This window comes from Streptomyces sp. NPDC107528, from assembly GCF_055639295.1.
Genome location: NZ_JBVKAV010000006.1, coordinates 199,325 through 222,653, shown reverse-complemented (window position 1 = coordinate 222,653; position 23,329 = coordinate 199,325). Strand labels below are relative to the sequence as shown.

At 70.5% G+C, this 23,329-nt stretch carries 21 protein-coding genes; 6 read left to right on the top strand and 15 right to left on the bottom strand.

Annotation, left to right across the window (positions count from 1 at the left end; genetic code table 11):
• The first annotated feature begins 21 nt into the window (after window positions 1–21).
• Both ACZ7L5_RS20800 and ACZ7L5_RS20795 read left to right on the top strand, forming a co-directional pair.
• Window positions 22–999, top strand: coding sequence for a VldE C-terminal domain-containing protein (locus tag ACZ7L5_RS20800; RefSeq protein WP_471518276.1), 978 nt, complete (start codon window positions 22–24; stop codon window positions 997–999).
• Window positions 1,000–1,373: 374 nt separating this feature from the next.
• Window positions 1,374–1,838 (top strand): ATP-binding protein, encoded by a 465-nt coding sequence (locus ACZ7L5_RS20795; protein ID WP_328879493.1) that lies wholly within the window; start codon window positions 1,374–1,376, stop codon window positions 1,836–1,838.
• A 109-nt stretch (window positions 1,839–1,947) separates the two neighbouring features.
• On the opposite strand, the gene ACZ7L5_RS20790 is transcribed toward ACZ7L5_RS20795, so the two are convergent.
• Window positions 1,948–3,042, bottom strand: coding sequence for a bifunctional succinyldiaminopimelate transaminase/glutamate-prephenate aminotransferase (locus ACZ7L5_RS20790; protein ID WP_471518275.1), 1,095 nt, complete (start codon window positions 3,040–3,042; stop codon window positions 1,948–1,950).
• A 118-nt stretch (window positions 3,043–3,160) separates the two neighbouring features.
• Entirely contained in the window at window positions 3,161–3,481 is a 321-nt protein-coding gene (gene fdxA, locus ACZ7L5_RS20785) for a ferredoxin (protein ID WP_007495984.1), read from the bottom strand.
• Between the two features lie 140 nt (window positions 3,482–3,621).
• On the opposite strand from fdxA, the gene ACZ7L5_RS20780 reads away from it, so the two are divergent.
• Both ACZ7L5_RS20780 and ACZ7L5_RS20775 read left to right on the top strand, forming a co-directional pair.
• Window positions 3,622–4,614, top strand: coding sequence for a GNAT family N-acetyltransferase (locus ACZ7L5_RS20780; RefSeq protein ID WP_471518274.1), 993 nt, complete (start codon window positions 3,622–3,624; stop codon window positions 4,612–4,614).
• A gap of 39 nt (window positions 4,615–4,653) precedes the next feature.
• Window positions 4,654–5,505, top strand: coding sequence for a transglutaminase family protein (locus tag ACZ7L5_RS20775; RefSeq protein ID WP_471518273.1), 852 nt, complete (start codon window positions 4,654–4,656; stop codon window positions 5,503–5,505).
• A gap of 123 nt (window positions 5,506–5,628) precedes the next feature.
• Here the strand turns inward: ACZ7L5_RS20775 and ACZ7L5_RS20770 are convergent, their stop codons facing one another.
• From ACZ7L5_RS20770 to ACZ7L5_RS20735, 8 genes are all read right to left on the bottom strand, one after another.
• Window positions 5,629–6,243 carry a response regulator gene (locus ACZ7L5_RS20770; protein WP_471518272.1) on the bottom strand — a complete coding sequence of 205 codons (615 nt, stop codon included), beginning with the start codon at window positions 6,241–6,243 and terminating at the stop codon, window positions 5,629–5,631.
• Window positions 6,240–7,409, bottom strand: a complete 1,170-nt coding sequence (locus tag ACZ7L5_RS20765; protein WP_363034879.1) for a sensor histidine kinase — start codon at window positions 7,407–7,409, stop codon at window positions 6,240–6,242. Before ACZ7L5_RS20765 ends, ACZ7L5_RS20770 begins: the two co-directional genes overlap by 4 nt.
• Window positions 7,406–8,146, bottom strand: coding sequence for an ABC transporter permease (locus ACZ7L5_RS20760; RefSeq protein WP_471518271.1), 741 nt, complete (start codon window positions 8,144–8,146; stop codon window positions 7,406–7,408). Before ACZ7L5_RS20760 ends, ACZ7L5_RS20765 begins: the two co-directional genes overlap by 4 nt.
• Complete coding sequence (locus ACZ7L5_RS20755; protein WP_471518270.1) at window positions 8,143–9,096, bottom strand: ABC transporter ATP-binding protein; 954 nt, start codon at window positions 9,094–9,096, stop codon at window positions 8,143–8,145. Before ACZ7L5_RS20755 ends, ACZ7L5_RS20760 begins: the two co-directional genes overlap by 4 nt.
• Before the next feature lie 131 nt (window positions 9,097–9,227).
• Window positions 9,228–11,702 (bottom strand): hypothetical protein, encoded by a 2,475-nt coding sequence (locus ACZ7L5_RS20750; RefSeq protein ID WP_471518269.1) that lies wholly within the window; start codon window positions 11,700–11,702, stop codon window positions 9,228–9,230.
• Window positions 11,703–11,861: 159 nt separating this feature from the next.
• The gene (locus ACZ7L5_RS20745) at window positions 11,862–12,263 is read right to left on the bottom strand and encodes a DUF6113 family protein (protein WP_471518268.1); all 402 of its coding nucleotides are present in this window, start codon (window positions 12,261–12,263) and stop codon (window positions 11,862–11,864) included.
• Complete coding sequence (mshB, locus tag ACZ7L5_RS20740; RefSeq protein WP_471518267.1) at window positions 12,260–13,123, bottom strand: N-acetyl-1-D-myo-inositol-2-amino-2-deoxy-alpha-D-glucopyranoside deacetylase; 864 nt, start codon at window positions 13,121–13,123, stop codon at window positions 12,260–12,262. The genes ACZ7L5_RS20745 and mshB overlap by 4 nt, the downstream gene beginning before the upstream one ends.
• A 45-nt stretch (window positions 13,124–13,168) precedes the next feature.
• On the bottom strand, window positions 13,169–13,363 hold the full coding sequence (locus ACZ7L5_RS20735) for a hypothetical protein (RefSeq protein WP_328423806.1): 195 nt from the start codon (window positions 13,361–13,363) through the stop codon (window positions 13,169–13,171).
• Window positions 13,364–13,538: 175 nt separating this feature from the next.
• Between ACZ7L5_RS20735 and ACZ7L5_RS20730 the strand changes: the two genes are divergently transcribed.
• Window positions 13,539–15,653: a prolyl oligopeptidase family serine peptidase gene (locus ACZ7L5_RS20730; RefSeq protein WP_471518266.1), complete on the top strand. Its 2,115-nt coding sequence runs from the start codon at window positions 13,539–13,541 to the stop codon at window positions 15,651–15,653.
• Between the two features lie 128 nt (window positions 15,654–15,781).
• Here the strand turns inward: ACZ7L5_RS20730 and ACZ7L5_RS20725 are convergent, their stop codons facing one another.
• The 5 genes from ACZ7L5_RS20725 to ACZ7L5_RS20705 all read right to left on the bottom strand — a co-directional run bounded on the left by ACZ7L5_RS20725 (window position 15,782) and on the right by ACZ7L5_RS20705 (window position 21,728).
• A complete protein-coding gene (locus tag ACZ7L5_RS20725) occupies window positions 15,782–16,822 on the bottom strand; it encodes an ABC transporter ATP-binding protein (protein ID WP_471518265.1) in 1,041 nt (346 codons plus the stop codon).
• Window positions 16,815–17,789, bottom strand: coding sequence for an ABC transporter ATP-binding protein (locus ACZ7L5_RS20720; RefSeq protein ID WP_471518264.1), 975 nt, complete (start codon window positions 17,787–17,789; stop codon window positions 16,815–16,817). The genes ACZ7L5_RS20725 and ACZ7L5_RS20720 overlap by 8 nt, the downstream gene beginning before the upstream one ends.
• 352 nt (window positions 17,790–18,141) lie before the next feature.
• Entirely contained in the window at window positions 18,142–19,182 is a 1,041-nt protein-coding gene (locus ACZ7L5_RS20715; protein WP_471518263.1) for an ABC transporter permease, read from the bottom strand.
• Window positions 19,175–20,098: an ABC transporter permease gene (locus ACZ7L5_RS20710; protein ID WP_471518262.1), complete on the bottom strand. Its 924-nt coding sequence runs from the start codon at window positions 20,096–20,098 to the stop codon at window positions 19,175–19,177. Before ACZ7L5_RS20710 ends, ACZ7L5_RS20715 begins: the two co-directional genes overlap by 8 nt.
• 7 nt (window positions 20,099–20,105) lie before the next feature.
• Window positions 20,106–21,728, bottom strand: a complete 1,623-nt coding sequence (locus ACZ7L5_RS20705; RefSeq protein WP_471518261.1) for a peptide ABC transporter substrate-binding protein — start codon at window positions 21,726–21,728, stop codon at window positions 20,106–20,108.
• A 527-nt stretch (window positions 21,729–22,255) separates the two neighbouring features.
• Between ACZ7L5_RS20705 and ACZ7L5_RS20700 the strand changes: the two genes are divergently transcribed.
• Window positions 22,256–23,284, top strand: coding sequence for an ABC transporter permease (locus ACZ7L5_RS20700; protein WP_363034857.1), 1,029 nt, complete (start codon window positions 22,256–22,258; stop codon window positions 23,282–23,284).
• The last annotated feature ends 45 nt before the right edge of the window (window positions 23,285–23,329 follow it).

Genomic DNA, 23,329 nt, shown 5'->3' with positions numbered 1-23,329 from the left:
AACCTCAGCTACCTTGTAGGCGTGCCAGAGCCGTACCCCTCCTCCACACGTCGTGGCCGCCTCCTGCGTCGCGGGGCGGCCTTCCTTGTCCTGCTCGCCGTCGCGGGGTATCTCGCGGTGCAGTACGTCACCGGCGGCACGGGCGAGCCGGGCTGCGAGGTCGCTTCGGGCGACGGCGCCGGGACGCGGTACGAGTTCACTCCGGAGCAGGCGGTCAACGCGGCGACGATCGTCGCCGTCGGCACCGGCCGCGGGCTGCCCGAGCGGGCCGTGGCGATCGCCCTCGCGACCGCGCTGCAGGAGTCGGGGCTGCGCAACATCGCCCACGGCGACCGCGACTCGCTGGGCCTGTTCCAGCAGCGGCCCTCGATGGGCTGGGGCACCGAGCAGGAGATCATGGACCCGACCTATTCGTCGGGCATGTTCTACGAGCACCTGGTCAAGGTCCGCGGGTACATGGAGATGCCGCTCACCGTGGCCGCGCAGCACGTCCAGCGCAGCGGCTTCCCCGACGCGTACGCCAAGCACGAGCCGGACGCGACGCTGCTCGCGGCCGCCCTCACCGGACGTTCGGCGGCCACGCTGACCTGCGAGGGACGCCCCGCCGCCACCCGGGCCACGGGCCCGGACGCCGTGCGGGCCGCGCTCGTACGGGACTTCGGGCGGGACGCGCTCCAGCCGGCCTCGGCGGAGGTGGGCGCCAAGGACGCGACCCCCACGCCCACCGCGTCCGCGGCCGGGAGCAGCGGGCAGACCGTCGTGCTGCCCGTGACCGCCGACGGGCATTCGGGCGCCGGGCGCGGTGTCCGGGAGCGCGGCTGGCAGTTGGCCCACTGGGCCGTGGCCAACGCCTCCGATCTGCACATCAAGCGGGTGTCGTACGCCGGGCGCGAGTGGACCGCCGGGAACACCGACAGCCAGTGGCGTCCGCTCGCGGGGCAGGGCACCGCGGGGGCGCCGAGCAGTCTGGACTCGGTCCGGATCGCGACCATGCCGTAGCAGCTGCCGAGCAGTACACATCGGCTGTTACGCGCAGGCGTTCGGCGGATCACTCCCGAGAGTTGCCCGAGGTGTCGGTCGACGGTGCCGTGGGAAGGTTTTCGCGCGGACACCCTCACATCCGTCAAAGGCCTTGAGAATCAAGGGCTGTAAGGATTCGGCAGGGTTTCGGGCGGCATGAGCTATGCCCCCATTTATCCGCAGGCGATAATGCGACGCATTGCCAACTCTTTACGTTGCGTCGCCGCAACCTTCGCGGGCTTCGAGCGGTAGTCACTGCGTCCGAGCCCGGAGATCAACAGCCAGTCGGTCAACTGCCGGGCGTGGTCGGACACTTCATCGTTCTCATCCGACATAACCGTCGAAGGAGCATCATGTCCCTCCCCCTGACCCGCCGGATCGCCCGTGCCGCGCTGCTCGTCGCTGCGGGAGCGGCTGCCGGGGTCGGTGCGGCCGGCTCCGCCAGCGCGGCCCCCGAACTGCCCGACGCCTCCAAGGTCGGCGGGCTGACCGCCCTGGACGGCGCGAGCGTCGTTGACGGCGCGGCCACGAACGCCACCGGGCTCGCGGGTGGCGCCGTCGACACCGCGGTCGACAACGCGCTGCCGACCGCGACGAAGGCCAGTGGCAAGGTGACCAAGACCGGCGGCAAGGCCGCGAAGAAGGCGGTGCCGACGGCGACCAAGGCCGGCAGCAAGGTCACGAAGAAGGCGACGCCCGCGGCGCAGGAGACCGCGGGCGGTGTGGCCGGGTCGGTCGGGACCGTTCTCGGTGACGCGGCTGGGTCCGGCGTCCCGGCGACCGGGGCGCTGCCGGTGCAGGGGCTTCCCATCGGCTGACGGTCGGCGTGCGCCTGACTTGAGCCGACGGGGTTCAGGGAGTCTCCCTGGGCCCCGTCGGCTTTTGCGTGCCTGCGACGGTACGTCGGCCGGGGCCGGGACGCGTTGGTTACGTCAGGCGCTGTACCGCTGCCCGCACGCGTTCGTCCGTCGCTGTGAAGGCGACTCGTACGTGGTGGGCGCCCGCCTCGCCGTAGAAGTCGCCCGGGGCCACCAGGATGCCCAGGTCGGCCAGGGCCGAGACCGTCGTCCAGCAGGACTCGTCCTTGGTGGCCCAGAGGTAGAGGCTGGCCTCGCTGTGCTCGATGCGGAAGCCGTGGCGGAGCAGGGCTTCGCGCAGGGCCGTGCGGCGGTCGGCGTAGCGGTCGCGCTGGAGGCGGACGTGTTCGTCGTCGCCGAGGGCCGCGACGACGGCCGCCTGCGTCGGGGCCGACGTCATCATGCCGCCGTGCTTGCGGATCTGCAGGAGGGGCGACAGGACCGCGGGGTCGCCGGCCAGGAACGCCGCGCGGTAGCCGGCCAGGTTCGAGCGCTTGGAGAGGCTGTGGACGGCGACGATGCCGTCGTACGAGCCGCCGTTCACGTCCGGGTGCAGGACCGAGACCGGGTCGGCCTCCCAGCCCAGCTCCAAATAGCACTCGTCGGAGAAGATCAGGATGCCGTGCGAGCGGGCCCACGCCACGATCCGGGTGAGCTCGTCCTTGGACAGGACCTTGCCCGTCGGGTTCGACGGGGAGTTCAGCCAGAGGAGCTTCAGGCCGGCCGGGTCCAGGTCGGTCGGGTCGTCGTAGACCTCGTGGTCGGCGCGGGCGAGGCGGGCGCCGACCTCGTACGTCGGGTAGGCGAGCCGCGGGTAGGCCACCCTGTCGCCGGGGCCGAGGCCCAGCTGGGTGGGGAGCCAGGCGACCAGTTCCTTGGAGCCGACGATCGGCAGGACGTGCCGGTGGGTGACCTCACGGGCGCCCAGGCGGCGCTCCACCCAGCCCGTGATCGCGTCACGCAGCGCCGGGGTGCCCCAGACCGTCGGATAGCCCGGGGAGTCCGCCGCGTCGATCAGGGCCTTCTGGATCAGCTCGGGGACCGGGTCGACGGGCGTGCCGACGGAGAGGTCGACGATGCCGTCGGGGTGCGCGGCGGCCGTCTTCTTGTACGGCTCCAGCTTGTCCCAGGGGAAGGCCGGAAGTCGGTCGGAGACTGCGGACACGGGATCTCGCTCACTTTCTGGTACAGCAGAAACGGCAACGCCTCGGTCCCGTACGACGATCGGGGTGATCAGGCCGTACGGGACCGAGGCGGCACGCTGTGCGGGTCGCCGGTGAGGATTACTCGGCCTGCGGCGGGAGCGCGGCGACGAACGGGTGGTCGCGCTCGATCAGGCCCAGCTTGCTGGCGCCGCCGGGGGAGCCGAGCTCGTCGAAGAACTCGACGTTCGCCTTGTAGTAGTCCTTCCACTCCTCCGGAGTGTCGTCCTCGTAGAAGATCGCCTCGACCGGGCAGACCGGCTCACAGGCACCACAGTCGACGCATTCGTCCGGGTGGATGTACAAGGACCGCTGGCCCTCGTAGATGCAGTCGACCGGGCACTCCTCGATGCACGCCTTGTCCTTGACGTCGACACAAGGCTGCGCGATGACGTAGGTCACGCTGTCGTTCCTCCTCGATAGGGCGCTGGCGGGCCTCCTCAGGCTCCGCCGCCTGGCGCGCGGGAGCGCGGCGTCGTCGATGCCCGCCCCTAGTATCTCCGTTCTTGGGCATGATCCGAACAGGAGGGGTGAACTGACCTGTGGAAATCTCAGCGACGGGACGCCTTGAGGTCCGTATCACCGCTGCTGACGTGGGCAAACGGGTCTCCGTACGCCGCCTGAACGATCCTGCGGCCGAGGGTGAGAAGTTCACCGACACGGTGGGTGTTCTCGCATCATGGGACGACGGTGTGCTGCTGATCACACGGAAGACTGGCGAGACCGTCCGCATCGCGGAATCGTCGCTGGTGGCGGGGAAGGTGGTGCCGGCCGCTCCCGCCCGGCGCCGGGGGCCCGCCGCCTCGTACGAGGAACTCGCGCACGTCGCCGCGCGCGCGTGGCGGCCCGTCGAGAGCGAACGGCTCGGCGAGTGGGAGCTGCGCGCCGCGTCCGGGTTCACCCGGCGGGCCAACTCGGTGTTGCCGCTCGGTGACCCCGGCCTACCGCTGCCGGCCGCGCTGGACGTCGTACGGCGCTGGTACGGCGACCGTGGGCTCCCCGCCTACGTCCAGACCGCGACCGGGGCCGAGGGCACGCAGGAGCTGCTGTGCGCGGAGCTGGATCGGCTCGGGTGGGCGCGGGAGGTGTCTGCCGAGATGTGGATCGGGGCGCTCGCGCCCGTCGCCGACCGGGCCGAGGGCGCCGGAGTGGTGCTGGCCCGGGAGGCGGACGAGGCTTGGCTTGCCCGGTATCAGCGCAAGGGGGTGAGCGAGGTGGCCCTGAAGGTGTTGGAGAGCGGGCCTTCGGTGTGGTTCGCGACGGTTCCGAGTGCGGAGGGTGGTGCGCCTGCCGCGATCGGGCGCTGTGTCGTGGACGGGCGGTGGGCCGGGTTCGCCGCCGTGGAGGTCGATCCGGCGCTGCGGCGGCAGGGGCTGGCCACGCGGGTGATGGCCGCGCTGGCCCGGCAGGCCCTCGACGAGGGGGCGTCGGCGGCGTGGCTGCAGGTCGAGGCGGAGAACGCGGGCGCGCGGGAGATGTACGCCGGGATGGGGTTCGCCGCGCATCATGCCTACCACCACTATCGATCTCCGTGAGCAGTGGTACCGATCGCCGCGAAAGGGCACGAGCCAGCTATGCGTCCCCCCTACCCCCCGCCGCCCGAACGCTCCGCCGAGCTGCGCAGGCGGTTCGCCGAAGAGGCGCGGTCCGAGCGGCCCGATCTGTCCATGCTGTGTCTGCTGGTGGGAGCCGAGGCGGACGGGGCGCTGGACGAGCCGGGGATGGATTCCGTACAGGTGGAGCTGGATGCCCTGGCCGGACAGCTGCCGTTCCGGCCGGGCGGGCCGAGGGCGTGGGCCGTGGCCCTGCGGGAGCTGCTCGGGGAGCGGTACGGGTTTCGCGGCTCGGCCGCTGACTATCAGCGGCTGGAGTCGTCGTTGCTGCACGAGGTGCTTCAGCGGCGGCGTGGGCTGCCGATCCTGTTGTCGGTGGTGTGGATGGAGGTGGCCCGGCGGGCGGGGGCCCCGGTGTACGGGGTCGCGCTGCCCGGGCACTTCGTCGTGGGGTTCGGGCCGACCGACGAGCAGGTGCTCGCCGATCCGTTCGACGGGGGCCGGGTGCTGACGGGCGGCGATGCGGAGCTGCTGGTGGCGGGGGCCACGGGGGCGCCGCTGGACCCGTCGATGCTGTCGCCGGCCGATCCGCTGGATGTGGTGCTGCGGATTCTGAACAACGTCCGGGCCTGGGCGGCGACTCGGCCCGAGCGGTCGGACGTGGCGCTGTGGGCGGTGGAGCTGTCGCTGCTGCTGCCGTCGCATCCGGCTCGACTGCGGTTCGAGCGGGCGCAGTTGCTTGTCCAGCGGGGGGACTTCGTCGAGGGGGCCGTGGAGTTGGAGGAGTACGCCGAGTTGATCTGTGCGGTGGATGAGGGGGCGGCGGAGCAGGTGCGGGGGCAGGCGCGGGCTGCTCGGGCGTTGCTCAACTGAGTTCGCGGGTTCGCCGTGGCGGTTCGGCCGGTGGCGCGACCGCGGGTTCGTTGTGGCTGGTCGCGCAGTTCCCCGCGCCCCTGAAGGGCGTTGCCCCTCAGGGCGCCTTCACCGGGCCGCGACCTACAGCCACCCCTTCTCCCGCGCGATCCTCACCGCCTCCGCCCGGTTCCGCACCGCCAGTTTCTGGATGGCCGTCGAGAGGTAGTTGCGGACCGTGCCCTGGGACAGATGCAGGGACGCCGCCAGTTCGGCGTTCGTGGAGCCGTCCTCCGCTGCTCGGAGGATCTCTCGCTCGCGGTCGGTCAAGGGGTTGGCGCCCTCCGCCAGGGCCGCTGCCGCCAGGGTGGGGTCGATGACCCGTTCGCCTGCCAGGACCTTGCGTATCGCCTCGGCGAGTTGGGCCGCGGGGGCGTCCTTGACCAGGAAGGCGTCGGCGCCGGACTCCATCGCGCTGCGGAGGTAGCCGGGGCGGCCGAAGGTCGTGAGGACGACCAGCTTCACGGCCGGCAGCTCCTTGTGCAGGAGTGCCGCCGCCTCGATGCCCGTCGCGCCCGGCATCTCGATGTCCAGGAGCGCCACGTCCACCTCGTGGTCGCGGGCCGCCGCCAGGACCTCGTCGCCGCGGGCCACCTGGGCGACGACCTCGATGTCCTCCTCCAGGCCGAGCAGGGCGGCCAGGGCCTCGCGGACCATCGACTGGTCCTCGGCGAGGAGGACCTTGATCGTGCGGCTCATGAACCGGATCCTACGTCCGCCGAGATCGCGGCGGCCGGGACGCGGGCGATCAGCCGGAAGCCCTGCCGGGTGCCACCCGCGTCCAGGGTGCCGCCCGCCTTCTCCAGGCGTTCCGTGAGGCCGGTGAGGCCGTGGCCGGGGCCGTTGCCCTGGTCGCCGGAGCCGTCGTCCTCGACGGAGAGTTCGAGGACCGGGCCGTCGAGGGTCTGGCGGCGCAGGACCTCGACCGTGCAGCGCCGGGCCCCGCTGTGCCGTACGACGTTGGTGACCGCCTCGCGCAGGGCCCAGGCGAGGGCCGTCTCGCTGTCCTCGGGGACGCCGGTGAGGTCGGGCTCGGCCGGGAGTTCGGCCGTCACCCCGGCCGCCGTCAGGGCGACCCTGGCACCCGCCAGTTCCGCCGCGAGGCGCGGGCGGCGATAGCCCGAGACCGCCTCGCGCACGTCGACCAGGGCCTGGCGGCTGACCTGCTCGATGTCGGCGACCTGGCGGGCCGCCTTGTCGGGGTGGTCGGGGAGCATACGGCCCGCGAGTTCGCTCTTGATCGTGATCAGGGAGAGGGAGTGGCCCAGCAGGTCGTGCAGGTCCCGGGCCAGGCGCAGTCTCTCCTCGTTGGCGGCCAGTTGGGCGACGGTGGCGCGGGCCTCGCGCAGCGCGACGGTCGTGCGGATCAGTTCGCGCACGCCGGTCATGGCGAAGCCGCCCAGCAGGGCCGGGATCAGCAGCCCGGCCAGGAAGGCCTTGCCGCCCGGTGTCGCGAACGCGATCACGGTCATCAGCGCGGACGCGGCCGGGATCGTCCAGCGCGCCATGCGCAGCGGCAGGGCCGCGCCGGACGCGATGGAGACGTACACGAACAGCACCAGCCACTCCCGGCCCAGGGTCAGTGCGAGGACCGTGGACTGGGCGGCGAGGACGCCGAGCGAAGCAAGCACGACGCTGTTGCGCTCGCCCCGGCCGGTGCGGAAGAGCAGCAGCATGTACCAGGTGACGAACGCGGCGAGGCCGATCCAGCCGAGGATCCGCACGCCCGTGCTGTGACCGCCGTGCAGCAGGTCGTTGGCCGGCGCGCTCAGGTACACCAGCCAGATGCCGGTCCACAGGAGCTTGATGAACCGTTGCCTGCGATTCTCCGGGCGCTGCCCGATCCCGACGCCTGTGCCGCTCACGCCTTCAACGTGTCCTTCCGGTACAGCCAGGCCGCGCCGCCCGTGAACAGGGCGAAGGAGACGACGAGGACGACGAGGTCCCTCGCGTGCGGGGCCTGGCTCTGCTCGATGGCCTGCCCCAGCGCAGCGTACGCGTGCGTGGGTACCCAGGCGGCGATGTCCTGGAGCCAATGAGGGAAGGTCGTCGTGGGCATCCACAGGCCGCCGAGCAGCGACAGGCCGAAGTAGACGATCATCGTGATCGGGCGTACCGCGTCACCGGTCGCGGAGTACCCGATCGCCACCCCGAGCGCGGCGAAGACCAGGCTCCCCGCCCATATCGCACCGGTGAGGGCGAGCCACTGCCAGGCATCCAGTCGTACGTCCTTCACGACGGCGGCGACGACGAAGATGACGACGATCGACGGCAGGCTGACCACGGCGGCACTCGCGGTCTTGGCCAGCACATATCCGCGGCCCGGCAGGGTGGTCAGCCGCAGTTGCCGTACCCAGCCGCTCTCGCGCTCCTTGGCGATGCGCTCGCTGTTGCCCATCAGGACGGCGGTGAGGGCGCCGAAGGAGGCCATGGAGACCATCATGTAGGTCGGCAGCGTCAGGCCCGTGCCGTCGACCTTGGTCGTGCTGTCGGCGGTGCCCGCGATCAGCAGGAACAGCATCGACGGGTAGAGCACCGAGAAGAACAGGAACTTGCGGTTGCGCAGGGCGCGGGTGAGTTCCAGCCGGATCAGGGCCTTCATGACGTACGTGCCTCCTCGGCGGCGGTGATGGCGACGAACGCCTGCTCGAGGCCGAGCCCGGCGACTTCCAGGTTGCGGGGGTAGAGGCCGAGACCGTAGAGGGCGTGGACGGTCGCGTCTGCGTCAGAGGACTGGATGCGCACGGTCCGGCCGGACCCCGCGGCGGAGCCGCTGTGGGACACCGTGAGCGTGGTGAGGAAGGGCAACTGGCGCAGGGCGGCCTCGTCGACGGGGCCGTCGGCCAGGTCGAAGGAGATCCGCCGCGTCCCCGCCTTCGCCTTGATCTCGGCCGCGGTGCCGTCGGCCAGCAGCCGGCCGCGGTGCAGGACCAGCACCCGGTCGGCGATCGCGTCCGCCTCTTCCAGGTAGTGCGTGGCGAACAGGACCGTACGGCCCTGGTCGGCCTGTTCGCGCATGGTGGCCCAGAAGGCCTGGCGGGTGGTGACGTCCATGCCGGTGGTGGGCTCGTCGAGGACGATGAGGTCGCTGTCGCCGGCCGTCGCGAGGGCGAAGCGGACGCGCTGGGACTGGCCGCCGGAGAGCTTGTCGACCTTGCGGTCGGCGATCTGCGTGATGCCCGCGCGGGCGAGCACGTCGGAGACCGGGTACGGCCGCGGATGCAGATCGCAGGCCAGCCGCACCATCTCGGCGACCGTGACCTCGCCCATCAGCCCGCCGCTCTGGAGCATGGCCCCCACCCGGCCGGCGACGATCGCCTCGCGGGGGTCGGTGCCGAAGACGCCGACACTTCCGCTGTCGGGGCGCTTGAGGCCGAGCAGCAGATCGAGCGTGGTGGACTTGCCGGCCCCGTTCGGGCCGAGCAGGGCAACTGTCTCCCCCGGGTGCAGCGCGAGCGTGAGGCCGTCGACGGCCCGTACGTCCCCGTAGCTCTTGCTCACCTGGTCGAATCCGACTACCTCAGTCGTCGTGTTCAACACTGTCGTTGTCATGTGCTCAAGAGTGGCCGCGTGGGCCGGCCGCCCGGCAGTGTCGGCGGTCCTGACTGCCGGATGACAGATGTCATACGACGACGGAAGGGCACCCGGCGAGTGCCGGGTGCCCTTGGGTCCGAGCGGCTGCGCTAGCTCGGGTTGGTGTCGATGGTGACGGTGCGCTCCGCCGCCGTCTTGGCGCGCAGCGCCTTGCGCAGGGCGGAGGCGACATCCTGCGGAAGGACGTCGCGCTTGCCGCTCGCGCCGTTGATCTGCACGCCGTCGAAGGTGGCGCCGTACGCCGCCTTGAGCGCCTTGAGGTCGTAGGTGTCCACGAGCTTGCCGTCGACGGCCTTGGCTCCCAGGATCTTCGGCAGCGACAGGGAGCCGAACTGGATGCTGTGCGCGGCGTCCGTCTGGATCGTGACCTTGTTGGCCATCGCCGGTTCGGCGAACTCCTTCATGAACCGGTCGACCTCGGCGTTCGCGACCGTCGGCTGCTGCGTGGTCGTGGCGACCGGCACCGCGGACGACGCGCCGGTCTCCACCTGGGTGCGGTAGGCCTCCTGGACCGCCGCGGTGGACTTGGCGACGTCGATGCCCTTGCCCGCCTTGCCGTAGACGGCGACGGCCTTCCCGGACTCGAAGTTGATCGTGCCCTCGGTCACCGAGCCGGAACCGCCGGAGACGTCCTGCAGGGCTGCCTGCAGCTTCTCCTCGTCGGTGGGCATGACCGGGTCGACGACCCGGTGGTTGCCGAAGAGCGAGCCGATGACCGAGACCGGGTTGTAGTCACTGGTCGCGGCCGCGCTGACCGTCTGCTGCATGTCGAACTGCAGCCCGGCCTTGTCCGGCTCCAGCGTGACGGTCTTGCCGCCCACCGACAGTTTCAGCGGCTTGTTGACCTGCTTGTCGAAGGCGTCGTTGAGCTTCTTCAGCGCCTCGTCGCGGGTGCCGCCGCCGATGTCGACGCCGAGCACGGAGGTGCCCTTGGGCACGTCGGAGTGGGCCATCAGCAGGCCGGCGCCGTAGACACCGCCGGCGAGGACGATCACGCCGCCGCCGATCAGGGCCAGCTTGTTGCGGCCCTTCTTCTTGGGCGCACGGGACGACTGGGTCTCCGAAGGGGCGGGTTCCGGCAGCTTCGGGGGTGTGTGCGGCCCGGGTGCGTCGGCGCCGCCCGGCCCGAAGGGCCCGCTCTGGGCGCCGGCGGGGACGACGGGGATGCCGCTGGTGACGGTGTGGCCGGAGACGTTGTCGGCGACGCCGTAGTTCGGGTTGCCGGGCTCGGGAGCCGGCTTCTGCGGGGTGAGGATCGCGGTGTCGTCGCTCATCCCACCGCCGGGGCCACGGCCCGGGACGTGGGAGGCGGCGCCGGGACCACCGGGTCCGGCGGAAATGCCGGGACCGGCAGGCCCACCAGGACCACCCGGGCCGGCAGGTCCGGGAGGACCACCGGGACCGGGCGGGCCGCCACGGCCACTGCCGGGACCGCCGGGACCACTCGGCCCGCCGGGCCGACCCGGGCCCGCGGAGATACCGGCACCACCCGGACCGGCGGAAATACCCGGACCGGCCGGACCACCCCGACCGCCGGTGCCGCCGCCCATGACCGGCGGCACCGCGGGGCCGTCGCCGGTGACCGGACCGGTCGTCGGGCCCGCGGGGCCGTGCGGGCCACCCTGGCCGCCGTGGCCGTTCGAGCCGTTGAAGTCGCTCGGGCCGCCGAAGTCGCCGGCGCCGTCGAAGCTGTTCGGGGCGTTGAAGTCGGCGGACGGGTCGAAGCCGCCCGGGCCGCCCTGGGCGCCGTATCCGCCCGGGCCGTTCGGGCCGGCCTGGCTGCCGTAGCTGTTCGGGGCGTCCTGACCGTCCTGGCCGCGGCTGCCGTTCTCCGCGAAGTACGGCAGGTCGTCGCGGCGGGCCTCGCCGCCGGGGCGCGCGCCGTTGCCGCCGCCCAGGGGGCCCGCACCCAGTGCCTCGGTCACGTCGAAGGAACCGGTGCCGCCGCCGTGCCCCGGAGCCACGGGGCCGCCGGTCGCACCGGGGAGCCCGGGGCCGCTCGCACCGCCGGGGCGCGAGCCGCCCGGCACGCTCATCGAGCCGACGACCCCACCGGGCCGCCCGGCACCACCGCCGCCCGGGCCGGCGGGGCCGCCCGCGCCGGGGCCCGAACCGCCGGGCAGACCGGCCCCGTTGGTGGACGCGCCGCCCTGACCGCCCTTGCCCCCCGAGGACTTGCGGGGCGCGAACCAGTCGCTCGTCTTCTCCTCCGCCTGCCCCGCGGGCTGGGCCGGAGGGTCGACGGTGCCCGTGGACATGGCGGTGTCGGCGGACGGCGACGGCGTCTCGGTATCCGTGCTGCCGGCGGAGCCGGCGCTCTCGGTGTCCGTGACGGGCTTGCGCACGACGACCGGCGGAATGGGCCGGGACCCGGGAATGTTGATCCGGATCCGCGTCGTCAGCGTGGTCTCGGTCTTGCGTTCCTCCGGCTGCGCGGCCGAACGGCCCGCATCCGCACCGCTGTCGGAAGCCATGGGGGTCCCGTACGGCGGCGTGCCCGAGGGGTATGCGGCTCCGCCGCGCCCGTTGGGCCCGGAGGACGGAGTGTCAGTTTCACGACTCAAGGCAGGTTCTCCCGGTTGGCTCCACCGCCTGTTCGACCTCATTGCTTCGGACGGCTCGGCGGCGCGCACCACCATACTGGCCACTTCCGGCCCGCATCCCACGACCGCCTGGGAAACCCACACGGGACTCGCACGAGTGCGGCGTGGAGAAGTGGTACGTCACTTGGCAAGTCGGACGCCGTCGCCACCCGGTTGCCGCACGGGCGCGAGGGTGGCGCAGATCACAGCCACGGCCATGCCGCCGAGCAGGAAGAGGTAGGAGGCGGCGCCTGTGCCGAAGACGAAGTCGCCTTCGGGGCGGCTGGCGGTGAGCAGGATGACGGTGATCATCCAGCCGCCGGCAGGGGCGACGGCCGCGGCCCGGCTGCCCAACACCCGGGCGGCGCCCAGGCAGAGCCCGGCCTCGCCCGCGAGGGCGAGCAGCAGACCGCCCGGGAACCACGCGGGCTGCACCAGCGCCCCGGCCACGCCGACGACCGCGCCGAGCACGAAGAGCCCGAGGTGGACGAGGACCCGCACGGCAGAGGGCCGCTTCAGCGGCTGGGCGAGCATCGAGCTCATGACGCCTCCTCGACGGCGACACCGGCGAACAGATCGGACTCCGTCCGCGCCGCCCTCTCCCCGCGCACCAACTCGTAGTACTCGGTGGTGAAGAGGGGTTGCGCAAGTTCATTGGAGAGCGCGAAGTACGGCTCGGCCACGTCGATCTGCGTGGCGTGCGCCCGCATCGCGGCGGCCTTGGCGGGGGCGTGGGCGATGCCGTCGATCACGGTGGTGATCCGCTCGTCGTCCACGACACCCGGCACGTCGCCGACGGTGGCGGCCTTGGCGAAGGGCAATCCGGGCAGGTCCGCCTGAAGTCGGGCGAAGGCTTCCTCGGCGACCGTGCGCGGGACGCGGTTCCAGTAGATCTTGGGGATCCGCCACCCGGCGTCGGTGGCCAGCTCGGCCGCGCGCATGGCTACGCGGTGGGCCTGGATGTGGTCGGGATGGCCGTAGCCGCCGTCGGGGTCGTAGGTGACGAGGACGTGGGGGCGTACCTCCAGGATCACCTCGACGAGCTCCCGGGCCGCCTCGTCGACGTCCGCCTGCCACAGGCTCGCGGGGTCGTCGTTGTCGGCGATGCCCATCATCCCCGAGTCCTCGTAGCGGCCCTTGCCGCCGAGGAGACGGAAGTCCTCGACGCCGAGCTCGCGCATCGCGGCCCTGAGCTCGCCCAGGCGGTGTTCGCCGAGCTCGGCTCCGGTCAGGCGGTGCAGCTCGGGGGGAATGACCTCGCCGTGCTCACCCAGGGTGCAGGTGACCAGGGTCACCCGGGCACCCTCGGCCGCGTACTTGGCCATCGTCGCGCCGTTGTTGATCGACTCGTCGTCCGGGTGCGCGTGCACCAGGAGCAGACGCCGGTCGGGCAGTTCCGTCATGGCCCCAGCCTACGAGGCGGCACCGACAGCACTGCCCGGCACGGCTCAGAACTTGATGCTGCCGATCATGCCCGCGATGTTCGTCGTCAGCTCGCTGATGGTGGGAGCGACGGTCGAGGACGCCAGGTAGAAACCGAGCAGCATGCAGACCACGGCATGGCCCGCCTTCAACCCTGATTTCTTGACCAGCAGGAAGACGACGATCGCCAGCAGCACCACCGCCGAAATCGAGAGTGCCACGGCGGCTCACCTCCAAGAATCCCAGGCGCGGGGGTCGGACTATGGGGGCAGATAAATCCATGCAGCAGCCAGCAGGTTCATACCCACTATGCGCTTGTGATCATAACTATCCGTCCGTGCGCATCGATCGGCGCACAGCCGCACAAGGGGGCGCACTGGCCAATATGGTCGGGGCATGACGACCGAGCCTGTGTCCTTCCCCCGACGGCACGCCCGCACCCAGAGGTTCACCTTCGGCGCTCCGCGCGCATTCACGGTGGCGCCCGACGGTTCCCGAGTCGTGTACCTGCGCTCCACCTCCGGTACGGATCCGGCGAGTTCGCTGTGGGTGCTCGACACCGTGGACGGCGGGGAGCGCGTGGCGGCCGACCCGCGCGCCCTCCTGGGCGGCACCTCGGAGGACCTCTCGCCCGAGGAGCGGGCACGCCGCGAGCGCAGCCGTGAGGGTGGCGCCGGCATCGTCTCCCACGCCACCGACGCGGCCGTCGAGTTGGCCTCTTTTGCCTTGTCAGGGCGGCTTTTCACGGCCGAACTGCGGGCTGGTACGGCACGTGAACTCCCGGTCCCCGGACCGGTGATCGACCCCCGCCCCTCCCCCGACGGACGGCACATCGCGTACGTCGCGCAGGGTGCCCTGCGGGTGGTGGGCGCCGAGGGCGAGGGCGACCGTGCGCTCGCCGAGCCGGAGTCGGAGGGGGTGACCTACGGACTGGCGGAGTTCATCGCGGCCGAGGAGATGGGGCGCTACCGGGGCTTCTGGTGGGGTCCCGAGTCGGACCTGCTGCTGGTGGCGCGGGCGGACGACACGCCGGTGCGCAGGTGGTGGATCTCCGATCCGGCGCATCCGGAGCGCGAGCCGCAGCGGGTGGCATACCCGGCGGCGGGAACGCCGAACGCGGACGTACGGCTGTTCGTGATCGGTCTGGGCGGGGTGCGCACGGAGGTCTCCTGGGACCGGGCGCGGTACCCGTATCTGGCGCGAGTCCACTGGTCAGCGGCGGGTGCACCACTGCTGCTCGTACAGGCGCGCGACCAGCGCAGTCAGCTGTTCCTGGCCGTGGACCCGGCGACGGGGGCGACCCGGATGGTGCATGCGGACGAAGATCCACAATGGCTGGATCTTTTCCCTGGCGTGCCCTGCTGGAGCCCGGCGGGGCATCTCGTGCGCATCGCCGACGAGGGCGGCGCGCGGGTCCTCGCGGTGGGCGAACGCCCGCTGACCGGACCGCAGTTGCACGTCCGCGCGGTGCTGGACGTCACCTCGGACGACGTGCTGATCTCGGCGTCGGCGGGCGAGGCCGCGGCCGTTCCCGAGATCGGCGAGGTGCACGTGTACCGGGTGAACGAACTCGGCATGGAGCGCGTTTCACAGGAGCCCGGCGTGCACTCGGCGGTGCGCGCTGGGGGCGTGACGGTGTTGGCGTCCCATGCGCTTGACCGGCCCGGCGCTCAGATCCAGGTGCTGCGAGACGGGAAGCCGGTGGCGACGGTCCGGTCGTATGCCGAAGATCCCGGTTTGACCCCGCGCGTGACACTCACCGAGGGGGGCGCACGCCGCATCCCGTGCGCCGTGCTTATGCCTCGGGACTACGCCGGTGACACCCCGCTGCCGGTTCTGCTGGACCCCTACGGTGGCCCGCACTCCTCCCGGGTGGTCGCCGCGCACAACGCGTACCTCACCTCACAGTGGTTCGCCGACCAGGGGTTCGCGGTGATCGTCGCGGACGGGCGCGGTACGCCGGGCCGCTCGCCCGGGTGGGAGAAGGCCATCAAGGACGACATCGCGGCCATCGTGGTGCAGGACCAGGTCGACGCGCTGCACGCGCTCGCCGAGCGGTTCCCGCTCGATCTGACCCGCGTGGCCATCCGGGGCTGGTCCTTCGGCGGCTATCTGGCGGGGCTCGCCGCGCTGCGCCGCCCGGACGTCTTCCACGCTGCGGTGGTCGGCGCTCCGGTCACCGATCTGCGCCTGTACGACACCCACTACCAGGAGCGGTACGTCGGACACCCCGACAAGCAGCCGGAGGTCTACCGCCGCAACTCGCTGATCGACGACTCGGGCCTGGTGGACCCGGCCGAACCGCACCGCCCGATGATGATCGTCCACGGCCTCGCGGACGACAACGTGGTCGTCGCCCACTCCCTGCGCCTGTCCTCTGCCCTCCTCGCCGCGGGCCGTCCGCACGAGGTGCTGCCGCTGTCCGGCGTCACGCACATGACCCCGCAGGAAACGGTCGCGGAGAACCTGCTGCTGCTCCAGCTGGACTTCCTGCAGCGGTCCTTGGCATAGCGGCTCAAAAGCGCCCGAACTGCGTTAACACGCAGGCAACTTCACCGAAGTGGCACCGATATACGGACGGTGGAGGCTGAACAGCGTACGGCCGTGCGGGTGCCGTAAGCGGGCCGGGGTGCGCCATGTCACCCCGGCCCGTTGCCTTGCGCCGCCGCGAAATGGCACGCCGAGTCGTGGGCCTCGGGTCCGCTCGGGTCCCGCAGACGGTCCGGCACCGCGAGCACCGGCACCTGCTGGGCGCAGCGTTCCTCCGCCTTCCAGCAGCGGGTGCGGAAGCGGCAGCCGGAGGGGACGTCCGTCGGGGACGGGACGTCGCCCGCGAGGATGATGCGTGCGCGGTGTTCACGGGCCAACGGGTCGGGGACGGGGACCGCGGAGAGCAGCGCCTGGGTGTAGGGGTGCGTGGGGTGGTCGTAGATCTCGGCGTCCCTGCCGATCTCCACGATCCGTCCCAGGTACATCACCCCTACCCGGTCGGAGATGTGCCGGACGATCGACAGGTCGTGGGCGATGAAGACGTAGGAGAGGTCGAACTCGTTCTGCAGGCGGTCCATCAGGTTGATGACCTGGGCCTGGACCGAGACGTCCAGCGCGGAGACGGGCTCGTCGGCGACGATGACCTCCGGGCGCAGCGCCAGCCCCCGTGCGATGCCGATGCGTTGGCGCTGGCCGCCGGAGAACTGGTGCGGGTAGCGGTTGATGTGCTCGGGGTTGAGGCCGACCACGTCCAGCAGCTCCCGCACCCGGCGGCGACGGTCGCCCTTCGGGGCGACCTCGGGGTGGATGTCGTACGGCTCCCCGACGATGTCGCCCACCGTCATGCGGGGGTTGAGGGAGGTGTACGGGTCCTGGAAGACCATCTGGATGTTGCGGCGTACGGCTTTCAGGGCGCGGCCGGACAGTCTGGTGATGTCCTCGCCCTTGTACTTGATCGAACCGGCCGTCGGCCGTTCCAGGTTGACCAGCATCTTGGCGACCGTCGACTTGCCGCAGCCGGACTCGCCGACGATGCCGAGGGTTTCGCCGCGGTGCAGTGAGAAGTCGACGCCGTCCACGGCCCTGACGGCGCCGACCTGTTTCTTGAAGAGGATGCCCCGGGTGAGCGGGTAGTGCTTGACGAGCCCGTTGACCTCCAGAATCGGCTCGGCCGGTGCGGAACTAGCCATCCAGGCACTCCCTCCAGAAGTGGCAGGCGCTGCCCCGTGCTTCGGAGACCTCGTACAGCTCAGGTACGTCGGTGCGGCACACGTCCCGGGCCGTCGGGCAGCGGGGGTTGAAGGCGCAGCCCTGCGGGATGTTCATGAGGTTGGGGGGCAGGCCCTTGATGGCGTAGAGCTCCTGGCCCTTCTGGTCCAGGCGCGGGATCGACTCCAGCAGGCCCTTGGTGTACGGGTGGGCGGGCGCCTTGTAGATGTCGTGCACCGGCGCCGACTCCACGATCCGGCCCGCGTACATCACGGCGATCCGGTCCGCGACGTCCGCGACGACGCCGAGGTCGTGGGTGATCAGGATCAGGCCCATGCGGTACTCGCGTTGCAGCTCCGCCAGCAGGTCCATGACCTGGGCCTGGACGGTGACGTCGAGGGCGGTGGTGGGCTCGTCGGCGATGATGAGCGCGGGTTCGAGGGCGAGGGCCATCGCGATCATGATGCGTTGGCGCATGCCGCCGGAGAACTGGTGCGGGTACTGCTTGACGCGCTCTCGTGCGGCCGGGATGCGCACCCGGTCCATCAGCTCCACGGCCTTCGCCCGCGCGTCCTTCCGCGACATGCCCCGGTGCACCACGAACATCTCGCCGAGCTGGTCGCCGACGGTCAGTACGGGGTTCAGCGACGACAGGGCGTCCTGGAAGATCATCGCCATCTCGGCGCCGCGGACCTTGCGCCGCTCCTCTTCCTTCAGCTTCAGCATGTCCCGCCCCTGGAAGAGGATCTCTCCCCCGGTGATCCGCCCGGGCGGCATGTCGAGAATCCCCATCACCGCCTGCGCGGTCACCGACTTCCCGGACCCGGACTCCCCGAGCACGGCAAGCGTCTCCCCCGCGTCCACGCCGTAACTCACCCCGTTGACCGCCTTGGCAACCCCGTCCCGCGTCCGGAACTCCACCTGCAGATCACGCACTTCGAGCAGCATGCCGGGGCTCACCTCACTTTCGGATGGGGGCCTTGCGAGTGGCTTCGCCGAGCGGGCTGGGGGCCGGGGTGGCGGTCGCCGGACCATGGATCGAGGGCATCGCACACCACGACGCCGAGCATGGCGACAGCGAGCACGACGACCACCGGGCGCCCGAGGGGAGGCGGCGCTCCGGCACGCGTCCTGGGGCCGCGGGCTTCCCGCAGGGCCGGCTCCCACGCCGACACCGGTCGGGCACGGCCGTGTGCGCGGGCCGCAGGTGGGCGGGCGGGCCGTGCCCCGCGCTCCTGCCGCGCCCGCCTGAGTCAGGACCCCGCCCCGGAACCTCCCTCGTCGCCACTGCCACCGCCCCTCACCTCAGCTTCGGGTCGAGGGCGTCGCGGACTGCGTCGCCCAGCATGATGAAGGCCAGGACCGTGACGGCCAGGGCTCCGGAGGGCCACAGGAGTGCGTGGGGGGCGTTGCGGATGTAGGGGGAGGCGGCCGAGATGTCGATGCCCCAGGAGACGCTCGGGGGTTTCAGGCCGACACCCAGGTAGGACAGGGTCGCCTCAAGGGCGATGTACGTCCCCAGTGCGATGGTCGCGACCACGATCACCGGGGCGATGGCGTTGGGCGCGATGTGGCGCAGGAGGATCCGGGAGTTGGAGGCGCCGAGGGCGCGGGCGGCCTGGACGTAGTCGTGCTGTTTGGCGGTGATGACGGCGCCGCGGGCGATGCGGGAGATCTGCGGCCAGCCGAGCAGCACGATGAAGCCGATGACCGGCCAGATGGAGTTGCTGGTGACCACGGACAGCAGGACCAGACCGCCGAGGATCACCGGGATGGCGAAGAAGACGTCGGTGATGCGGGAGAGGAACGAGTCCCACAGGCCGCCGAAGAAGCCGGCGAGCGCCCCCAGCACCGAGCCGAGGACGGCGACCCCGAGCGTGGCGCAGACGCCGACCGCGACGGACGTACGGGCGCCGTACACCGTGCGCGTGTACACGTCGCAGCCCTGGCCGTCGTAGCCGAAGGGATGGCCGGGCGCGGAACCCTGCTGGGCCTTCGCGAGGTCGCACTTGAGCGGGCTGCCGGAGGCGATCGCCGAGGGCCACAGGGAGATGAAGAGCAGAAAGAGGATGATCAGGCCCGAGATGATGAAGACGGGGTTGCGGCACAGGTCCTGCCAAACGTCGGACCAGAGGCTGCGCGGCCGTTCGCCCGCGGAGGCGGCGGCGGACGGCCCCGGCCCCGGCGGTCCCGTGCCCTGCGGACCCGGCGGTGCCGGCCCGACCGGCGGCCTCGGCTCCAGCGTCTGTGCCTCGCCCGCGGCAAGCTCCATCGCACCGCCCGCGCCCCCCGCGCCGCTGCCGGCGATCGCCCCCTCTGACTGGAACGGCTGCTCAGGCATAGCGGATCCTCGGGTCGAGTACGGCGTACAGCAGGTCGACGACCAGATTGCAGAGGAGGAAGACGAGGACGAGGACCGTCACGAAGCCGACGACGGTCTGTGTGTTCTGGCGCAGGATGCCCTGGTAGAGCTGGTAGCCGACGCCGTGGATGTTGAAGATCCGCTCGGTGACGATCGCGCCGCCCATGAGGAATCCGATGTCGGAGCCGATGAAGGTGACGACGGGGATGAGGGAGTTGCGCAGGAGATGCCGGGTGACCACTCGGCGTCTCGGCAGTCCCTTGGCGATCGCCGTACGGACGTAGTCGGAGCGCCGGTTCTCTGCGATGGAGGTGCGGGTCAGCCGGGTGACGTACGCGAGGGAGACCGAGGCGAGGACGAGACCGGGGATCAGCAGCTCGCCGAAGGGGGCCGATGAGGAGACCGACGGGCGGATCCAGCCCCACTCCACGCCGAGCAGCAGCTGGAGCAGCAGGCCGGTGACGAAGGTGGGGACGGAGATGACGACGAGGGTCAGGAGCAGGACGCCGGAGTCGACGGGGCGCCCCCGCTGGAGGCCGGTGACGACGCCGAGCGTGACGCCGATGAGGATCTCGAAGAGGATCGCCACGATCGTGAGGCGGATGGTGACCGGGAAGGCCGTCGACATCAGCTCGGTGACTTCCTGGCCGTTGAACGCCGTACCGAAGTCTCCGGTGAAGACGTTCCCCATATAGGTCAGGTACTGCTGCCACACGGGCTTGTCGAGGCCGAACTCCTTCCTCAACTGGGTCGCCGTCGCCGCGTCGCACTGCCGGTCGCCGCACAGGCCCGCGACGGGGTCGCCCATCACGTTGACCATGAGGAAGATCAGCAGGGTGGCCCCGATGAACACCGGGACCATCTGCACCAGGCGCCGGACGACGTACCGCCCCATGACGGACTCAGCCGACCTTGATCTCGTTGTAGACGGGGACGCTGAACGGGTTGAGGGCCACGTTCGACAGCCGCTGCGACCAGCCGGCACTGCCGTTCTGGTACCAGAGCGGGATGGCCGCCATGTTGTCCCGGACGACCGCCTCGGCCTTCTGGAACCTCTCCACGGCACGCGCGGGGTCGGTCTCGGCGTTCGCCTCGTCGACGAGCTTGTCGAACTCCTCGTTGGACCACTTGCCGTCGTTGGAGGAGGCGTTGGTGTAGTAGAGCGGCTGAAGGAAGTTCTGGGTCAGCGGGTAGTCCATCTGCCAGCCCGCCCGGAAGGGTCCGGAGAGCTTCTGGGTCGTGCTCTTGCTGCGGAAGTCGGCGAAGGTGCCGATCGGGTTGCCGACGCAGGCCCGGTCGTTGTCCAGGGCGTTGTTGATGGAGTTGCAGACGGCGTCCACCCACAGCTTGTGGGAGCCGGTGTCCGCGTTGTAGGTGATCTTCACCTGCCCGCCGGGCAGCCCGCCGCCCTCCTCGATCAGCTTCTTCGCCGCGGCCGCGTCGTACTGGCACCACTCACCGCACAGCCCCTCCTTGTAACCGCCCTCCGCGCCCAGGACGGGTGAGGTCCAGTCGGTCGCGGGCGTACGGGTCCCCTGGAAGATGGTCTTGGTGATCTGCTCGCGGTCGATCGCCCGGGACAGCCCCTGCCGGACCTTGACCGAGCCGGGCTTGTTCCAGGCCTTGTCGTAGTGGGGGAAGGCCAGGGTCTGGATGATGCCGGCCGGGGTGTTGAGGTAGCGGTCGCCGAGGTCGCTGCGGACGTTCTTCAGCTGCTGGGCCGGCACGTCGTCGACGAGGTCGAGGTTGCCGGCCATCAGGTCGGTGTAGGCCGTGTTGTTGTCCGTGTAGACCTTGAGGGTGACGCCGGCGTTCAGGGCCGCGTCCGGACCCGGGTACGCGTCCCACCTCGTCAGGCCCATCTCGGAACCCTTGGTGTACGACTCCACGGTGTACGGGCCGTTGCCGACGGGCTTGGCGAGCCAGCCGGCGTGGTCGTCGTAGAAGGCGCGCGGCAGCGGGACGAAGGCGTTGTAGCCGAGAGTGTCGGGGAAGCTGGAGAACTTCTGGCTGAGCCGGACGGTGAACGTCCTGTCGTCGACCACCTTCAGCCCGGACATGGTGTCGGCGCTCTGCTCGCCCTTGACCGGGTGGACCTTGTCGTAGCCGTCGATGTAGCTGAAGAAGTAGGCGTTCTTCTGGTTGTTCCTCAGGCTCGCCCCGTAGTTCCAGGCGTCCACGAAGGACTTGGCGGTGACCTTCTCGCCGTCGCTGAAGGTCCAGCCGTCCTTGACGGTGATCGTGTAGTTGCGCGAGTCGGTGGTCTCGATCCGCTCGGCGAGCATGTCCTCGGCCTCGCCCGTCTTCGGGTTGTACTGCTTCAGGCCCCGGAAGATCATGGACAGCACCTTGCCGCCCTGCACCTCATTGGTGTTGGCCGGCTCCAGCGGGTTCTGCGGATCGGTCCACGACGAGCTCAGCACCTCGCCGCCGGCTCCGCTGTCACCCCCGCCTCCGCAGGCCGTCGCCACGAGCGCGACCGCCATCGCGCATGCGGCCCGTCCGGCGAACGTGGCTCCATGCATGGAGTGCCTCCTCTGGTACTGATCCGTTACGGGCCAATATCAAGCGAAAAGGCACATATCGCACACGGACTCCGGCCAATGGAGCAACCGACCGTCCGGATGCCGGTGCCCGAAGCGCACCCACCGGACGTCTGTACGAGGTCCACACGACGTCCCCGTGGGCGACGAAACGGACTTCTTTCGTCCGGCCCAATGGATCTTCGATGTATGGCGCAATGGATCTCTGCCATCCGATGCCGAACCGTTGGATTACGACCGCTGGATGTACACATTTCGACACAGGAGCGTCCGCATATCGAACTCGTTGCCCGATTGGTCCAGTTAGTCTGAGTCAAGGCACAACTCAATCACGTTGCGCTACCCGCGTAGCTACGGAATGGTCAAGGCAGGGTAAAGAACGTAAAGAGACAACCAAGTCGGCCGAGAATTTATTGACCTTGAATGAATTGCGTTGAAAAAGTCCGGCGTAGCCCGTAGGGGAGCGTGCCCTGCGGAGTCATCAGACCCTCCCTTGGGCCAGGAGCACCATGACCCCCCCAACTCCATCCGCGGCTGCCCCGCTTGAGGCGACTGACGAAAGCATCGACAAGTCGCCTTCGCCCTCCACCCCTAAGGGCAACGAAAGCCGCTCGCCGGGACGGCTGGCGTGGACCCGCTTCAAGCGGGACCGCACGGGCGTCATATCGGCGTACATCGTGATCTTCTTCTTCGTGATCGCGCTCGCCGCTCCGCTCATTGCGAAGCTGTACGGCAAGGATCCGTACACGACGTACGCGAGCCAGCAGCCTGAGCTGCTGAACGCCTTCGCGTACCCGGCGGGTCCGAACGGCGGCATCAGCTCGGACTTCTGGTTCGGCGTGGAGCCGCAGCTCGGACGTGACGTCTTCACCTTCCTGCTCTACGCGATCCGCACCTCGCTGGGCATCGCCATCGCGGCCACCTTGCTCACCGTCGTCCTCGGCGTGGTCATCGGCGTCACCGCGGGCTACCTCGGCGGCAGGACGGACTACTTCGTGGGCCGGGTCATCGACATCCTGCTGTCGTTCCCGTCGACCCTCTTCTTCATCGCCTTCATGCCGGTCGTCTACGGGCTCTTCGTCGCCCCCGACGAGAACATCCCGACATGGCTGCGCGCCGCCGGCCTGATCATCGTGCTCTCCGCCTTCGGCTGGGCCTCCATCGCCCGACTGCTGCGCGGCCAGGTACTCGGCCTGCGCGAGCGGGAGTTCGTCGAGGCGGCCAAGGTCACGGGCGCGTCACCGCGGCGTATCGTCTTCAAGGAGCTGCTGCCCAACCTGTGGACTCCGATCATCATCCAGTCCACTCTGATGCTCCCGGCGTTCGTCACCGCTGAGGCGGGTCTCGCCTTCCTGGGTGTCGGCATGATCGACCCGACCCCGGACTGGGGCGTCATGATCCAGCGAGGCGCCCAGTTCTACACCGAGGACCTCACCTTCATGCTCTTCCCGGGCCTGTCCATGGTGATCTTCGTGCTCGCGTTCAACCTCCTCGGTGACTCGGTGCGTGACGCACTCGACCCGAAGTCCAAGCGCTGACTCCGGCTTATTTCAGGACCACGGCGAAGTCGTCGGGTGCCGGAT

Bases quoted from the DNA above. Each gene is read 5' to 3' on its own strand.
- ACZ7L5_RS20795 (WP_328879493.1), top strand. From the start codon at position 1,374: ATGTCCCTCCCCCTGACCCGCCGGATCGCCCGTGCCGCGCTGCTCGTC.
- ACZ7L5_RS20775 (WP_471518273.1), top strand. From the start codon at position 4,654: ATGCGTCCCCCCTACCCCCCGCCGCCCGAACGCTCCGCCGAGCTGCGC.
- ACZ7L5_RS20770 (WP_471518272.1), bottom strand. From the start codon at position 6,243: ATGAGCCGCACGATCAAGGTCCTCCTCGCCGAGGACCAGTCGATGGTC.
- ACZ7L5_RS20760 (WP_471518271.1), bottom strand. From the start codon at position 8,146: ATGAAGGCCCTGATCCGGCTGGAACTCACCCGCGCCCTGCGCAACCGC.
- ACZ7L5_RS20755 (WP_471518270.1), bottom strand. From the start codon at position 9,096: ATGACAACGACAGTGTTGAACACGACGACTGAGGTAGTCGGATTCGAC.
- ACZ7L5_RS20745 (WP_471518268.1), bottom strand. From the start codon at position 12,263: ATGAGCTCGATGCTCGCCCAGCCGCTGAAGCGGCCCTCTGCCGTGCGG.
- mshB (WP_471518267.1), bottom strand. From the start codon at position 13,123: ATGACGGAACTGCCCGACCGGCGTCTGCTCCTGGTGCACGCGCACCCG.
- ACZ7L5_RS20730 (WP_471518266.1), top strand. From the start codon at position 13,539: ATGACGACCGAGCCTGTGTCCTTCCCCCGACGGCACGCCCGCACCCAG.
- ACZ7L5_RS20725 (WP_471518265.1), bottom strand. From the start codon at position 16,822: ATGGCTAGTTCCGCACCGGCCGAGCCGATTCTGGAGGTCAACGGGCTC.
- ACZ7L5_RS20720 (WP_471518264.1), bottom strand. From the start codon at position 17,789: ATGCTGCTCGAAGTGCGTGATCTGCAGGTGGAGTTCCGGACGCGGGAC.
- ACZ7L5_RS20715 (WP_471518263.1), bottom strand. From the start codon at position 19,182: ATGCCTGAGCAGCCGTTCCAGTCAGAGGGGGCGATCGCCGGCAGCGGC.
- ACZ7L5_RS20710 (WP_471518262.1), bottom strand. From the start codon at position 20,098: ATGGGGCGGTACGTCGTCCGGCGCCTGGTGCAGATGGTCCCGGTGTTC.
- ACZ7L5_RS20705 (WP_471518261.1), bottom strand. From the start codon at position 21,728: ATGCATGGAGCCACGTTCGCCGGACGGGCCGCATGCGCGATGGCGGTC.
- ACZ7L5_RS20700 (WP_363034857.1), top strand. From the start codon at position 22,256: ATGACCCCCCCAACTCCATCCGCGGCTGCCCCGCTTGAGGCGACTGAC.